The sequence below is a fragment of the Vibrio campbellii CAIM 519 = NBRC 15631 = ATCC 25920 genome, assembly GCF_002163755.1.
In the GTDB taxonomy this organism is placed as follows: domain Bacteria; phylum Pseudomonadota; class Gammaproteobacteria; order Enterobacterales; family Vibrionaceae; genus Vibrio; species Vibrio campbellii.
Genome location: NZ_CP015864.1, coordinates 232,585 through 246,745 on the forward strand (window position 1 = coordinate 232,585; position 14,161 = coordinate 246,745).

Genomic DNA, 14,161 nt, shown 5'->3' on the forward strand with positions numbered 1-14,161 from the left:
ATCCGTCGCCTGTTTTTGAAAGCCAGTTCCACCATGATCGATTTATCTGTACTTCCTGTTTATCTTACCGCCGTTGTTGCACTTCTTTTGTTGCCCGGACCTGACATGTTGCTGATTGCTAGCTCTAGCATGAGCTATGGTAAGAAAGTCGGTTTGTTTGCGAGCTTAGGCAATGCGACGTCGGGTGTGATTTTGACCCTACTGGCAGCAATGGGTGTGTCGACTTTGATTGCGATGAGTCCAATCGCGTTAAAAGTGCTTCATCTACTGGGTGGCGCGTACTTACTAAAAATGGGCTGGGACTGTTTAAGAGCGGATGTTTCTGCGACACCAGTGCTGGATCAGAAAAACAAAATAGCATCGACTTACTATCAACGTGCTTTGATGAGTAACCTGCTGAACCCGAAGGCGTTGGTGTTCTTCGTTATGTTTTTGCCTCAGTTTGTCTCTAGCAACATTACCGCATCTTCGGGTGAGCAAATGCTTGCGCTTGGTTTGCTGTTAAACGTACTCGGTTTGCTATTCAACATCTTGTTGGTTGCTCTGGCGGGTACACTGGGTAAAGGATTGTTGGAAAATGACAAATTCCGCATGTACCAAGGCAAACTGATGGGCTTGGTGTTCATTATCCTTGCAGTATGGATGCTCAGTAGCTTCGCGATGTAATATGTAGGAACAATTAGATTTCTAAACAAAAAGCCAGCACTCGCTGGCTTTTTGTTTTAGTATCACACCGATTTCCAAGGAGTGGTGGTATGAAACTTGAATTTAAACTCAATCCAGAACAAAACGATCTCGACCTTATCCGTGATGGCATCCGAGCATATAACCGCATGCATTTACCGGATGGTGATGTAGACGCCATTGGCTGTTTTGCTCGGAATGACGAGGGCAAGATTGTTGGCGGGCTCACGGGTGAAATGTTCAATAACACTGTGTTCGTGGAATACCTTTGGGTTGATGCCGAGGCGCGCACGTCGGGGGTAGGAAGCAAGCTGATTGCTTTACTAGAAGAGCAAGTGAAGCCACACGGGGTGACGCATTTGTATCTCGATACTTATAGCTTCCAAGCGCTCGACTTTTACTTGAAACTGGGCTTTGAAAAAGTCGGTCAGTATTCAGGTTACCCTGCCGCGGGTATCGATAAACACTTCTTGCAAAAACAGATTGCTTGATTTGGTTTGAATTGAACAAAAAGAGGCGCCCAATGCGCCTCTTTTGCTAATCGCTATTTTCACAGAATCGATGTTTCAAACTCGAATTACAAGCTTTGTTGATGCGCTTCGATCAATGCATTCATCTTCGCTTCTGCTGCTTGGTTAGCTTGCGCGTAGTCCATCTCAGTAGGGAAGTCGCTGATCACTTCGTAGTAACACTTCAACTTAGGCTCAGTACCAGAAGGACGAACAATCACACGCGATTTGTCTTCTAGGTGATAAACCAGTACGTCACTCGCTGGTAAGTTGATTGCTTCTGTTGGGCCATCAGTTACAAAGCGAAGTGATGACTTCAGATCTTCGATCACTTTAATACGTTTACCCGCGATCTCTTTCGGTGGGTTTGCGCGCAGTTTGTCACCGATTGGTGGTGATTTAGGATCAAGAGCAATGCTGCGCTGTGCGTTAAAGTAGAAACCGTGTTGGCGGTATAACTCTTCTAACTTATCCCAAAGCGTTTTGCCTTGTGCTTTTAGCTTACCTGTCAATTGAGAGAAAGCGACCAGTGCTGACAAACCATCTTTATCCCATACCTTATTGCCCACGGTGTAGCCAAGCGCTTCTTCGTAAGCGAATAGGAATGGATTTGCTTCGCTCTCTTGCGTCATTGCTACGTTGGTTAGCCATTTAAAGCCCGTTAGCGTTTGGTAGTATTCTGATCCGTGTGCTTTAGCAATGCTGCTCAATAGGCGAGAAGAGACAATGGTATTACCAACAAGTGCGTTTGGTTGACCTTGCAGTAAGTAATCACCAAACAATGAACCCACTTGGTCACCCGTCAGCATTTGGTATTCGCCATCTGGGCGTTTTACTGCCACCGCAAAGCGGTCTGCGTCAGGGTCGTTTGCGCAGGCAATATCGGCATCGACAGATTTACCCAGCGCCATCACCATGTCCATTGCGCCTGCTTCTTCAGGGTTTGGGAAATTTACCGTAGGGAATGTACCGTCCGGTTCACGCTGTTCTGGAACACTTGCCACTTTTTCAAAGCCAGCATCTGCGAGCAACGTTTCTGCCATGTCCGCACCGACACCGTGCATTGCCGTGTAAGCAATCGAGATATCTGTGTTGCTGTCCGGTGTTAGCAGGGCATTGTCGTTCATTGTTTTGCGGTATGTTTGGTAGTACTCGTCTTCAAGCCAAACTAACAAACCTTTTTGTTTTGCATCGTCTAGTGACATCAGGGGAAGCGGTTTTGTTGTTGCCTCATCAATTCTTGCAGCAATTCCGGAATCATGTGGTGGAATGATTTGTGCGCCATTTTCCCAGTAGACTTTAAAGCCATTGTACTCTGGTGGGTTATGGCTTGCTGTCACGACGACAGCCGCAGCCGCATTTAACTCACGAACACCGAAGGCAACAATTGGTGTTGCCGCTACCTTGTAGGTTAGGTAAACCTTGATGCCTAGGGCGGTCAGTACTGAAGCAGTATCGTGTGCAAACTGTTTGGAGTCAGGGCGACCATCGTAACCGATAACCACGCCACGAGATGAAGCATCTTTCACCTGTTCAATTAGATAATGACCGAGCCCCGTAACTGTTTCTTGAATCACTAAGCGGTTCATTCGGTTTGGGCCCGCGCCCACTTTGCCACGCAAACCAGCAGTACCAAAAGCCAAACGTGAGCCGAAGCGATCTGCCAGTTCTTGTTCATTATTTTCATCGACTAAGTGCTGGAGTTCTTCGCGGGTTTTAGGGTCTGGGTCTCGTGCTAGCCACTGAGTAATTTGTGTTGTCATATTCATCTTTCCTTAGCAGGAGGAACCTACTTGTTTAGACACTTTTATACGGAAAGTGTCCCAATGTTTTCCTTTTCACAATGTAAATGGTTCTCAATTACATTTCAAAGAGAGCAATCGATAAACCAAATTTATTTTTCAGTCTGTACAGAATTTATTCACAGTTAATTTCTTGAAGAACTATTGAACTATAACTAGCCTTTTAACATAAATATAACAAAGGGCGCTGAAATCGTAGTTTTTAAGATTTTTTGTAAATTTGTTCGATATTTGCATCGGGAAGCAAGGAAGCTGGCGCAAGCGCAGCGGCTGTGCAGAGGAGAGTTCTTTTGAAAAGATTAGCAACTACTCTAGCCTTATTAACGAATGTGATTTTTATCACATTTTCTTCGTCAAGTTGGTCAGAGCAAAATGATTACAACATGACGCGGGGTGTTACGGGGATCAGTGAGCAAGTGTATGAATTACATATGCTGATCTTCTACATATGCTGCGCCATCGCCTTTGTTGTATTCGGTGCGATGTTTTATTCCATCTTCCGACACCGCAAGTCAAAAGGGGCAGTTGCGGCTAATTTCCACGAAAGCACCAAAGTGGAGATTATCTGGACCGTCATCCCCGTCATTATCCTTATCGCGATGGCGATTCCAGCAACCAAAACACTGGTGGCAATGGAAGATACTAGCCAATCTGACCTCACTATTAAGATCACAGGCTCTCAATGGAAGTGGCATTACAGCTACTTCGGCGAGGATGTCGAATTCTTTAGTCTGCTCGCAACCAGTCAAAAAGAAATTGATGGCATCAAAGCAAAAGGGGCGCACTACTTACTTGAAGTGGATAACCCGCTCGTTCTGCCTATCAATCGTAAAGTTCGCTTCTTAATGACCTCAGATGACGTGATACATTCATGGTGGGTGCCTGACTTCGCGGTTAAGAAAGACACCATCCCGGGGTTTATCAATGAAGCGTGGACCAAGATTGATGAGCCGGGCGTCTACCGCGGTCAGTGTGCCGAACTTTGTGGTCGAGCACATGGTTTTATGCCAGTAGTTGTTCATGCAATGGCAGAAGACGACTTTGACCAGTGGATGTCAGACAAGAAGCAAGAGCTTGCTTTACAAAAAGCGGCCGCACAAGAAGCGTTGACGCAAGATCTGTCGATGGAAGATTTGATGGGGCAAGGCGAGTCGATTTACACCGCGCGTTGTGCCGTGTGTCATCAAGCAAATGGTGAGGGCATTCCGGGCGCATTCCCGGCGATTAAAGGTAGCGAAATAGCTAAAGGCCCGGTTATGGCTCACATCGATGTACTAGTAAACGGTCGTGCAGGGACAGCGATGCAAGCTTTTGCTAACCAACTTAGCGACCAGGAAATTGCTGCTGTTATTACCTATCAACGAAATGCTTGGGGAAATGACACAGGCGATACCGTTCAAGCATCCGATGTTAACGCCTTTAAGGCACAAGACAGTGCCAAGGAGGAAATATGAGTAAGCCAATTGAAAAAGCGGTGAAGTCTGCCCCTGCAGAAGCGCAAACGACCGCAAATACCACCATTGCGATTGAAGACGATCACGACCATCATCACGCGCCGAAAGGACTAACGCGTTGGCTCTACTCCACCAGCCATAAAGACATCGGTACGCTTTACTTGTGGTTTAGCTTTGCCATGTTCCTTACAGGCGGAGCAATGGCGATGATCATTCGCGCTGAGCTATTCCAACCGGGTTTGCAATTGGTTGATCCTCAGTTCTTTAACCAGATGACTACCGTGCATGGGCTTGTAATGGTATTTGGTGCCGTCATGCCTGCGTTTACTGGCTTAGCCAACTGGATGATTCCAATGATGATTGGCGCGCCGGACATGGCTTTGCCACGAATGAACAACTTGAGCTTTTGGATCTTACCTTTTGCTTTCCTCATTTTGATCGGCTCTTTGTTCTTACCGGGTGGGGGGCCTGATTTCGGGTGGACTTTCTACGCGCCACTTTCTACAACCTACGGCCCTGACAGTACGGCGTTGTTTGTTTTCTCAGTCCACATCATGGGTATCAGTTCCATCATGGGTGCCATCAACGTCATCGTGACGATTGTAAATATGCGTGCACCGGGCATGACTTGGTTCAAGCTACCTATGTTCGTCTGGACTTGGCTAATCACGGCGTTCTTGCTGATAGCTGTGATGCCCGTATTAGCCGGTGCGGTGACCATGGTTTTGACCGACAAATACTTCGGTACCAGCTTCTTTGATGCCGCTGGTGGCGGTGACCCGGTGATGTTCCAACACATTTTCTGGTTCTTTGGTCACCCAGAGGTGTACATCATGATCTTGCCTTCGTTTGGTATTGTCTCTGCAATCATTCCGGCGTTTAGCGGTAAGAAGTTGTTCGGTTACCATTCAATGGTTTACGCGACTTGTAGTATTGCATTGCTGTCATTCCTAGTGTGGGCGCATCATATGTTCACCACAGGGATGCCGGTATTCGCTGAACTCTTCTTTATGTACTGCACCATGTTAATAGCGGTGCCAACCGGGGTGAAAGTGTTTAACTGGGTAGCGACCATGTGGCGAGGTGCAATGACTTTCGAGACACCGATGTTGTTTGCCATCGCCTTTATTGTCCTATTCACAATAGGTGGGTTCTCGGGCTTGATGCTGGCAATTGTGCCTGCGGACTTCCAATACCACGACACGTACTTTGTTGTCGCGCATTTCCATTATGTCTTGGTATCTGGTGCGGTGTTCTCGATTATGGCGGCAGCATATTACTGGCTACCGAAGTGGACAGGCAATATGTATGACCACAAGCTGAGTCTATGGCATTTCTGGTGTTCCATCATCTCGGTTAACGTACTGTTCTTCCCAATGCATTTCTTGGGCTTAGCTGGGATGCCACGACGTATTCCCGATTACGCTATCCAGTTTGCTGACATAAACCAAATCGTATCGATAGGTGGCTTTGCCTTTGGTCTCTCTCAACTGATCTTCTTGTGGTTGGTGATCAAATGTATCCGTGGTGGTGAAAAAGCAACAGCCAAACCGTGGGAACGTGCAGAAGGTTTAGAGTGGACGGTGCCAAGTCCTGCTCCGCATCATACGTTCACAACACCGCCAAAAGTTGATTAAGAACGCGTGAGGTGAGTGAGATGCAAAGTAATTCATCCAATAAAAAACTCACTATCAAGTTGCTGTTAGCGACTGCGCTGATGTTCGGCTTCGGTTTTGCTCTTGTGCCACTCTACGACATCATGTGCGATGCGCTTGGCATTAACGGCAAAACCAGTGATGTGGCAGCGATTCAACCAACGGGCATGCAAGCAGATATCACCAGAACCATTCGCGTGGAATTTATGGCACACGTAAGCCCAGATATGCCTTGGGAATTCAAACCCAAGGTTGTATCCATGGATGTTCATCCGGGCGAAGTTATTCAAACTGAATATCTTGCATTTAATCAAAGTGGCGAAGACTTGGTAGGGCAAGCTGTACCATCCGTATCGCCGGGTACTGGTGCGGCTTACTTCAATAAAATCGAGTGTTTTTGCTTCAATCAACAACCATTGGAAGGTAAGCAACAAGCGAGTATGCCTTTGATTTTTTACATTGAACCGGATGTGCCGGATTCAATTCATACATTGACCTTGTCTTACACACTCTACAAATTTCCTCCTCAATCGGGCGAGTCGTCGGTAGTTAGCCTCTCAAGGAGTGAGCAGCAGGCGGGTGAGCGTCTGTAAGGAGAGAACTTATGAGTAACAAGCCTGAGACCTATTATGTTCCTGCACAGAGCTGCTGGCCTATTGTTGGGGCATTTGCGTTATTCCTTGTTGCGGTCGGAGCTGGGATGACGGTACAAGGTACCCAAAGTGATGGTGCGGTTGGCACACTTGGCGGCATTATTCTCGCGGTTGGTATGCTGTTTCTGCTTTACATGCTAGCAGGGTGGTTCAGTAACGTTATCACGGAGTCCCTTACCGGAAAATACAGTGCGCAAATCACGCGTTCATTTAGACAAGGGATGAGTTGGTTCATCTTTTCAGAAGTGATGTTCTTTGGCGCGTTCTTTGGTGCCCTGTTTTACGCGAGAATGATTTCGGTACCTTGGTTAGGCGGTGCCGATAACAACTTCATGACCCATGAAGTGTTGTGGCCAAGTTTTGAGGCGATATGGCCGCTCACCACGACGCCAGGTGGGGAAACAACGCAAGCTATGCCATGGCAAGGGATTCCATTAACCAACACTATCTTGCTGCTATTGTCTTCGATTACCTTACATATGGCACACATTAGCTTAGAACAAGACAAACGAACCGCACTGATTGTTTGGTTGGAAATCACTATCGTCTTGGCGGGCTTCTTCCTTTATTACCAAGCCGTTGAGTATGCGCACGCTTATCAAGACATTGGACTAACGCTGCAATCCGGTATTTACGGAAACACCTTCTTTATGCTCACGGGCTTCCATGGTTTGCACGTTTGCCTTGGTACCATTTTCCTCATTGTATTGCTGTTCCGCATCGCTAAAGACCATTTCTCGCCGAAAGACCATTTTGCTTTCCAAGCGGGCAGTTGGTATTGGCACTTCGTTGATGTGGTTTGGCTATGCTTGTTTGTTTTCGTTTATGTGCTGTAAAGCTAGTAAGGGCGAGGGTTAGGGGCTATCCATCCAGCCCCTAGAGCAATCAGGAGGAGTATCACGACTAACGCAGAAAACATGACACGACGACCGAGGTAATGACTCATTGGCTTACCTTTTTTCGATGAATCCGCTGGGTCTTCGCGAACCATTTCGATAAGCGCTTTTGCGAGGTTAAAGATGATGAAAAGCAGCAAAAGGACAAGCGTTAATTTGAACAGAAATACGGTGGACATAGCACCTCCGGTTTCGTCGTCGATATTATCGAAATGGGTTTGGGTTGCTGTCTTTTTAACTGTGGCTGTGTTTTCTCTATTGGTCAAACTGGGCTTTTGGCAGTTGGAACGTGGCAATGAAAAGCAGCTTTTGGAGCAAGCCATTTTAGCAAGGACAAATACCTCATATAAGGACATGTCTGAAGTATTTGAAATGAACGATTGGCGAGAAGAGAGTGTCATAGGGATTAAAGTAAAAGCGAATGTGACACCTGAACCACTGCCAATCATTTTATTAGATAACCAGACATATCAGAGCGAAGTGGGTTACCTTGCGTTTCAAATCGTGTCGATGTCTCATGATCCCTCGACTCTTACATTACTTGAACTTGGTTTTGTGAAGGGAGAACGCTCCAGAGCTGTACTTCCGAAGGTTGAACATCTGGCTGCATCATATGACATCACCGGGCGTTTGTATCGTAAATCGACTAATCCGCTAAGTTCAGATCTGATGGCCGAAGTCGGCGATACGATCAGAGTGCAAAACCTCAACATCAATCAACTTAGCCAATTACTTAACATTGAGTTAATGCCAACGGTCATTCAACCCGACAATTTAGCGCAGTGGCCGTATTCATTCCCTTGGAACCCGTTACCTTTAACTAGTGCAAAGCATTTTGGTTATGCTTTTCAGTGGTTTGCTATGGCTGGTGTATTTTTGCTTATCACAATCCTGATCTTTATTCGTTGGATTCGACAACCACGCTCACAAGGAGGTGAGAGATGACAAATGCAGTCACGAAAGGACGAATTGTATTGGTGTCTCTGATTTGTCTATTTGCGCTACCCGCGATTATTGCCAAGGTTGTATTGAGTCAAGGTTGGTACGAAACGGGAGTAACCAATCGAGGCGAACTGGTAGAGCCATATGTCACGCTCGAACAATTAGGTCAGCCATCCCCGCTAGACGAAAAAGGTTGGCAACTAGCGTATGTATTGCCCTCAGATTGTCAAAAACAATGTCAGCAGCAAATACACTTGATGCAGCAAAGCCATATTGCATTAGGTAGATATCAGGAGCGTGTTGTACCTGTTATATGGACCTCGGAAGAGACGAATGACGTTGACCAGAGCATTGTCGTGATGCAAATGAATGGCGCGCTTTCATCGAGAGTAAAAGCTGGCCAGATGTTGATCGTCGATCCGCTCGGGCAGCTTGTGATGTCCTATACACCTGAAGCCAATGAGGATTTGGTGCGGTTAAGTAAGGACGTCTTGGCGGACTTACGAAAACTATTGAAGTTGTCACGAGTAGGCTAGGGAGGGGGCAATATGACGTTAAGTGGTTTGGTCAGGTTCAGCCTGTGTCTTACTCTTGTGGTCATCATGTTAGGTGCATACACGCGACTGGCTGATGCAGGTTTGGGGTGCCCAGATTGGCCGGGTTGTTATGGTCAGTTATTTGTTCCTCAAACCGAAGCCGAAGTCACGAAGGCAAATGCGTTGTTTCCGGAACGAGCAGTCGAGCAAGGGAAAGCATGGTTAGAGATGATTCACCGTTACTTCGCCGGAACTTTAGGCTTGGTTATCCTGATGATGGCAATAATGGCAGTGAGAGCCGAGCGTGTCAATCCGACAATTCCGGTTTTGCTGTGCATTCTTGTCCTGGGGCAAGCGGCATTAGGAATGTGGACAGTGACATTAAAGCTGATGCCAGTGATTGTCATGCTGCATCTACTGGGTGGTTTTACGCTACTTGCACTCCAAGCGGTATTCTATTGTCAATTACAATCTCAACGTAGCCTCTATTTCTCTCCCTCTTCGAAGAGCTTGAGAGTCTTCTCATTTATCGCTTTTGGCGTGGTGGTATTGCAGGTACTGCTTGGTGGCTGGACATCATCTAACTACGCTGCTCTTATGTGTACCGCTTTACCGATTTGTGAGGGGAACTGGGCCAGTTACTTATCTTGGGAAGAGGCGTTTTCTTTCTGGCAAACAGGGTTTGATAACTATGAGTTCGGTGTTCTAGATTACCCAGCACGAATGACAATTCATGTCAGTCATCGTATTGGTGCCATCATTACTACATGTGTTGTGCTGATTTACTGCGTATTACTATTAAAACAAGACTCACATCATTCTCAGCGCTTGGGTGCTTGGATTGGCTTAGCTTTGGTTTGTCAAATCCTATTAGGCGTTAGTAATGTTGTGTTCCAACTGCCTATCTATGTAGCGGTTGCGCATAATCTCGGTGCAGCCATCATGCTTACACTTATCTGCGTTAGTCAGTTCTATCTATGGCAAGGTAAGGCTTATTGGAGTCATCAAGCGAAAGGAGTTCGCTATGAGTAAAGAAATCGCGTTATCTCTAGAAAGTGGTAAGAAAAAGATTGGTTCAACCTATTTAAAACTGACAAAGCCTAAAGTGGTCGCCCTAATGCTTATCACAGCAGTTGTTGGTATGAGCTTGGCCCCAGTCGTTGACTTCCCATGGCTACAAGCTGCGTTCGGTCTCGTTGGCATTGGTTTGATGGCGGGGTCGGCGGCAGCGTTTAATCATCTCATCGACCGACGTATTGATGCGCGTATGGCTCGAACGCACAAACGACCATTGCCTTCGGGCGATATCAACCCTATATCTGTCGCGATTTTTTCTACTGCTTTGGGTGTGATTGGTTTCGTGTTGCTTTATGTCTTGGTTAATCCACTGACAGCATGGATGACTTTCTTAAGTTTGCTAGGATATGCGGTGGTTTATACCATGTACCTAAAGCGAGCAACGCCGCAAAACATTGTGATTGCGGGAATTGCAGGTGCAATGCCACCACTACTTGGTTGGACGGCTGTAACCGGAGAACTGCACGCCCATGCTTGGCTACTGGTGATGATTATTTTTATTTGGACACCACCACATTTTTGGGCGCTTGCGATTCATCGCGTCGAAGACTATCGAAAAGTGGATATCCCGATGCTCCCTGTGACTCATGGCATTGAATACACTAAAACTTCGATTCTTCTTTACACGATACTACTCACACTTGTTTGTATTCTTCCTGTGCTGGTGGGTATGGTTGGCTCGGTTTATCTTTTTTCGTCGCTGCTTCTCAATGCAGGTTTTATGTATCACGCTTGGAAATTGAAGTTTTCTCCTGAGCAGAACAGCGCTATGGAAACCTTTAAATTCTCCATTTATCACTTACTCGCTTTGTTTGTTGCTTTGTTAGCGGATCATTATCTTGGTCTGTTCTTCACGCCATAAAAGCCGTTTAGCTGTTGTTTCAAACCGCACTGATTAGGTGCGGTTTTTTGTTGGCGTATATATCGAAAATTACTTTGCTGAGTAACTCTTAGCGGTGCGCTCTAATCCGTTTATTCATTCCATATTTATCCCTTGTTTTATTATCGGTGAGACTATAAAACACTCTTTCTTTAGTGATGGAAGCAGGAGGGGGAAGTTTGAGTTGGGTAGAGCAACACGGTTTTCCGTTTGAGCCAGTCGGGTATTGCTGCACAAAAACTTAACTTGTTGGTTAAATTGTCCGTCACGTTTGGGAAAACAGCCCGAACCAGAAGCGGTGGGAGCGTAAGTACGAGGTTTGATTTAAGCAGGAGGCGAGTTGAGGGATTCTGAGCTGTAAATGGTGCTGGAGTGAACAAATACGAAGCAAACAAAAAGGGATGCCGAAGCACCCCTTATTCTAGAGAAAAGAGTGGAAAATCTTATTCTGGTTGTACAAGTTCTTCGTATTGGAACTCAGGTACATGTACCACAACACGACGGTTCTGCTCGCGACCTTCGTGAGTGCTGTTGTCAGCAACTGGATCTTCTTCACCCATACCTGTTACCGTGAAACGGTCCGCATCGATACCTGCTGCGATTAGGTAATCTGCAACAGCTTGGGCACGGCGCTCAGACAGTTTTAGGTTGTAAGCTGCTGGACCAGAGCTATCAGTGTAGCCTGTAATCTCAACTTGAGCTTGTGGGTATTCGTTCAAAAAGTTAACGAAGTTGTCTAGACGCTCAGATACTGAGTCAGTTAGTTTCGCACTGTCGAATTCAAATGTGCCTGAACCGTACTCTTCTTTGTGCGTCTTCGTTAATAAAACAGGCTCTTCTTCAAGAACCTCTTCTGTTACGATTGCAGCTACAACTGGCGCTGCCGCGAATTTGTAATTAACACCGATACCGAAGAAGTTTGCATCCATGTCATCTATCACATTATCAGACATACCTTGGTAACGTTGGTATTCACCACGAACGCTCCAGTTTCTGTCGATAGTGTACTCGGCACCTAATGAACCCGTTGGTACAAGGTCTTTCTCATCACCAGACATCATGTAAGCACCACCGATTTTCGCGAATAGGTTCCACGTATCGTTTAGATGCCAGTTAAATTTAGGTGCGAGAGTTAGAGCCCAAAGGTCGCCGTCAATCGTATCAACTGTATTAGCCCCTGACTTGAAGTTGGCTTTGTAGTCGCCTAAGTAATCAACGCCATACTCAAGACCAATGATATCGGTAAAATCGTAACCGATGTGCATTCCGGCACCGAAAGCATCATCATCACAAGGGCTGTTTAAATAGCAAGCATTATCTAAAGTAGTCATGCCCACTTTGCCCCCGATATACATTTCAGCTTGAGCAGAGTTAATTAAACCACCAGCTACCACTGCTGCTACTGCAATTGCTACTTTTTTCATAGTGTTTCCTTGTATTGATTGCATATTAATTTCTACTTTGTTTTAACAATTAGAGTAAAACTAGGTAGTTATAAGAAATTAGTTTAATATTCATTTAATTTAACATCAAGCAACATTATCTTAGAACTTGCTACAATTTTCGTCGCGAACTTCCTCACAAACTTCTGATATCTCTTACATTGTAGACAAGATTTTTAAACTTTTAAGAAAATAACTAATTTTATTGAACTTTTTTCGTAAACTTAAATGTACGCCGTGTTTTGAAGTGAACATTAGTTGTTAATTTGCATTTTTTTAGAAAAAGTGATTGCAAGTCTACTGTTAAGTCGATAAGTTACTTCCATCGACACAATTAAATGAGCCTACAGCCATTGTTATTGCTTGCTTTGTGAACAATGTTGCACTGAGTAAAGTTGGGGCAAAATAGTGGGTCAGGGATAGTAATTAGGAAGTAGAAGTAATGTTTCAAACTGATGATGTAAGAATTAATAAAGTAAAAGAGCTATTGCCACCTGTTGCAGTGCTTGAGAAATTTCCGGCAACCGAAACTGCTTCCACAACGACGTTTGAATGTCGCAACGCCATCCACAATATTCTTGAAGGCAAAGATGACCGTCTGCTTGTGATCGTTGGCCCGTGTTCTATTCACGATCCAGAAGCTGCGGTTGAGTATGGTAAGAAATTGAAAGTACTTCGAGACGAACTCGGTGGGCAACTAGAAGTAGTGATGCGCGTTTACTTTGAAAAACCGCGCACAACGGTAGGTTGGAAAGGCCTTATTAACGACCCTTACCTAAATGACACTTACAAGCTAAACGACGGTCTTCGTATTGGTCGTAAGCTGTTGCTTGACTTAACAGACATGGGCCTTCCTACTGCAAGTGAATTCCTAGATATGATCACGCCACAGTACGTAGCGGACCTTATTAGCTGGGGTGCTATCGGTGCACGTACGACTGAATCTCAGGTACACCGTGAGCTAGCGTCAGGTTTGTCTTGCCCAGTTGGCTTCAAAAACGGTACAGACGGCAACATCAAAATCGCGAGTGATGCAATCCGTTCAGCAAGCGCATCTCACCACTTCTTATCAGTTACTAAGTACGGTCACTCTGCGATTGTTGAAACGGCGGGTAACCCTGATTGTCATATCATCCTTCGTGGTGGTAAAGAGCCTAACTACAGTGCGTCTCATGTCGCGCAAATCAAAGACGAGCTAGACGCGGCGGGTCTACCGAAGAAAGTGATGATCGACTTTAGTCACGCTAACAGCTCTAAGCAGTTCAAACGTCAGATGTTGGTTTCTGATGACGTATCAGAGCAAATCTCTGGCGGCGAAGATGCGATTTTTGGTGTAATGATCGAATCTCATCTCGTTGAAGATCGTCAGGACTTAATTGACGGTAAAGCAGCAACTTACGGGCAGTCCATTACTGATGCATGTATCGGTTGGGAAGACACAGAAACAGTTCTACGTCAGCTATCCGATGCAGTAAAAGCACGTCGCGCTAAGTAAACATAAGCGTTTCTAATCTTTCAAAAGCCAGCAGTTCGCTGGCTTTTTTAATATCCCAGCAATATGAAAATTCACCTGTTGCACATATTCGATGTGTTTTAGTTTTAAATCCGTTATGGTGTCTAAATAGGTTAAA

14 protein-coding genes are annotated in these 14,161 nt (G+C 45.6%); 11 read left to right on the plus strand and 3 right to left on the minus strand.

Annotation, left to right across the window (positions count from 1 at the left end):
- Positions 1-33 precede the first annotated feature (33 nt).
- Together A8140_RS16885 and A8140_RS16890 are read left to right on the plus strand one after the other, a co-directional pair.
- Positions 34-666 (plus strand): LysE family translocator, encoded by a 633-nt coding sequence (locus tag A8140_RS16885; protein ID WP_005535534.1) that lies wholly within the window; start codon positions 34-36, stop codon positions 664-666.
- An 89-nt stretch (positions 667-755) separates the two neighbouring features.
- Positions 756-1,175: a GNAT family N-acetyltransferase gene (locus A8140_RS16890; RefSeq protein WP_005535535.1), complete on the plus strand. Its 420-nt coding sequence runs from the start codon at positions 756-758 to the stop codon at positions 1,173-1,175.
- Positions 1,176-1,261: 86 nt separating this feature from the next.
- Here the strand turns inward: A8140_RS16890 and A8140_RS16895 are convergent, their stop codons facing one another.
- Positions 1,262-2,956, minus strand: coding sequence for a phospho-sugar mutase (locus A8140_RS16895; protein ID WP_005535536.1), 1,695 nt, complete (start codon positions 2,954-2,956; stop codon positions 1,262-1,264).
- Positions 2,957-3,285: 329 nt separating this feature from the next.
- Here A8140_RS16895 and coxB point away from each other — a divergent pair, with 329 nt between their 5' ends.
- The 4 genes from coxB to A8140_RS16915 are packed head-to-tail and all read left to right on the plus strand — an operon-like array spanning position 3,286 to position 7,593.
- Positions 3,286-4,449, plus strand: coding sequence for a cytochrome c oxidase subunit II (coxB, locus tag A8140_RS16900; RefSeq protein ID WP_005535539.1), 1,164 nt, complete (start codon positions 3,286-3,288; stop codon positions 4,447-4,449).
- Positions 4,446-6,086: a cytochrome c oxidase subunit I gene (ctaD, locus tag A8140_RS16905; RefSeq protein ID WP_005535541.1), complete on the plus strand. Its 1,641-nt coding sequence runs from the start codon at positions 4,446-4,448 to the stop codon at positions 6,084-6,086. Before coxB ends, ctaD begins: the two co-directional genes overlap by 4 nt.
- 20 nt (positions 6,087-6,106) lie before the next feature.
- Complete coding sequence (locus tag A8140_RS16910) at positions 6,107-6,697, plus strand: cytochrome c oxidase assembly protein (RefSeq protein WP_005535543.1); 591 nt, start codon at positions 6,107-6,109, stop codon at positions 6,695-6,697.
- An 11-nt stretch (positions 6,698-6,708) separates the two neighbouring features.
- Positions 6,709-7,593: a cytochrome c oxidase subunit 3 gene (locus A8140_RS16915; protein ID WP_005535546.1), complete on the plus strand. Its 885-nt coding sequence runs from the start codon at positions 6,709-6,711 to the stop codon at positions 7,591-7,593.
- A gap of 2 nt (positions 7,594-7,595) precedes the next feature.
- On the opposite strand, the gene A8140_RS16920 is transcribed toward A8140_RS16915, so the two are convergent.
- Positions 7,596-7,832, minus strand: a complete 237-nt coding sequence (locus tag A8140_RS16920) for a DUF2909 family protein (RefSeq protein ID WP_005535547.1) — start codon at positions 7,830-7,832, stop codon at positions 7,596-7,598.
- Here A8140_RS16920 and A8140_RS16925 point away from each other — a divergent pair.
- From A8140_RS16925 to cyoE, 4 genes are read left to right on the plus strand one after another with little or no spacing between them, the layout of a single operon-like run.
- A complete protein-coding gene (locus A8140_RS16925; RefSeq protein ID WP_033000578.1) occupies positions 7,831-8,598 on the plus strand; it encodes an SURF1 family protein in 768 nt (255 codons plus the stop codon). The genes A8140_RS16920 and A8140_RS16925 overlap by 2 nt on opposite strands.
- Positions 8,595-9,131, plus strand: a complete 537-nt coding sequence (locus tag A8140_RS16930; RefSeq protein WP_005535549.1) for a hypothetical protein — start codon at positions 8,595-8,597, stop codon at positions 9,129-9,131. Before A8140_RS16925 ends, A8140_RS16930 begins: the two co-directional genes overlap by 4 nt.
- Before the next feature lie 12 nt (positions 9,132-9,143).
- Entirely contained in the window at positions 9,144-10,163 is a 1,020-nt protein-coding gene (locus tag A8140_RS16935) for a COX15/CtaA family protein (RefSeq protein WP_005535550.1), read from the plus strand.
- Positions 10,156-11,070: a heme o synthase gene (gene cyoE, locus A8140_RS16940; protein ID WP_005535551.1), complete on the plus strand. Its 915-nt coding sequence runs from the start codon at positions 10,156-10,158 to the stop codon at positions 11,068-11,070. Before A8140_RS16935 ends, cyoE begins: the two co-directional genes overlap by 8 nt.
- 461 nt (positions 11,071-11,531) lie before the next feature.
- Here the strand turns inward: cyoE and A8140_RS16945 are convergent, their stop codons facing one another.
- Positions 11,532-12,512: an OmpA family protein gene (locus A8140_RS16945; protein WP_005535554.1), complete on the minus strand. Its 981-nt coding sequence runs from the start codon at positions 12,510-12,512 to the stop codon at positions 11,532-11,534.
- Between the two features lie 460 nt (positions 12,513-12,972).
- Between A8140_RS16945 and aroG the strand changes: the two genes are divergently transcribed.
- Positions 12,973-14,025 (plus strand): 3-deoxy-7-phosphoheptulonate synthase AroG, encoded by a 1,053-nt coding sequence (gene aroG / locus A8140_RS16950; protein ID WP_005535840.1) that lies wholly within the window; start codon positions 12,973-12,975, stop codon positions 14,023-14,025.
- Positions 14,026-14,161: the final 136 nt, after the last annotated feature.

Excerpts from the sequence above, each read along its gene's own strand:
- A8140_RS16910 (WP_005535543.1), top strand. The coding sequence starts at position 6,107 with ATGCAAAGTAATTCATCCAATAAAAAACTCACTATCAAGTTGCTGTTA.
- aroG (WP_005535840.1), top strand. The coding sequence starts at position 12,973 with ATGTTTCAAACTGATGATGTAAGAATTAATAAAGTAAAAGAGCTATTG.
- A8140_RS16930 (WP_005535549.1), top strand. The coding sequence starts at position 8,595 with ATGACAAATGCAGTCACGAAAGGACGAATTGTATTGGTGTCTCTGATT.
- A8140_RS16885 (WP_005535534.1), top strand. The coding sequence starts at position 34 with ATGATCGATTTATCTGTACTTCCTGTTTATCTTACCGCCGTTGTTGCA.
- A8140_RS16895 (WP_005535536.1), bottom strand. The coding sequence starts at position 2,956 with ATGACAACACAAATTACTCAGTGGCTAGCACGAGACCCAGACCCTAAA.
- A8140_RS16935 (WP_005535550.1), top strand. The coding sequence starts at position 9,144 with ATGACGTTAAGTGGTTTGGTCAGGTTCAGCCTGTGTCTTACTCTTGTG.
- A8140_RS16890 (WP_005535535.1), top strand. The coding sequence starts at position 756 with ATGAAACTTGAATTTAAACTCAATCCAGAACAAAACGATCTCGACCTT.
- ctaD (WP_005535541.1), top strand. The coding sequence starts at position 4,446 with ATGAGTAAGCCAATTGAAAAAGCGGTGAAGTCTGCCCCTGCAGAAGCG.
- A8140_RS16920 (WP_005535547.1), bottom strand. The coding sequence starts at position 7,832 with ATGTCCACCGTATTTCTGTTCAAATTAACGCTTGTCCTTTTGCTGCTT.
- A8140_RS16945 (WP_005535554.1), bottom strand. The coding sequence starts at position 12,512 with ATGAAAAAAGTAGCAATTGCAGTAGCAGCAGTGGTAGCTGGTGGTTTA.
- A8140_RS16915 (WP_005535546.1), top strand. The coding sequence starts at position 6,709 with ATGAGTAACAAGCCTGAGACCTATTATGTTCCTGCACAGAGCTGCTGG.
- cyoE (WP_005535551.1), top strand. The coding sequence starts at position 10,156 with ATGAGTAAAGAAATCGCGTTATCTCTAGAAAGTGGTAAGAAAAAGATT.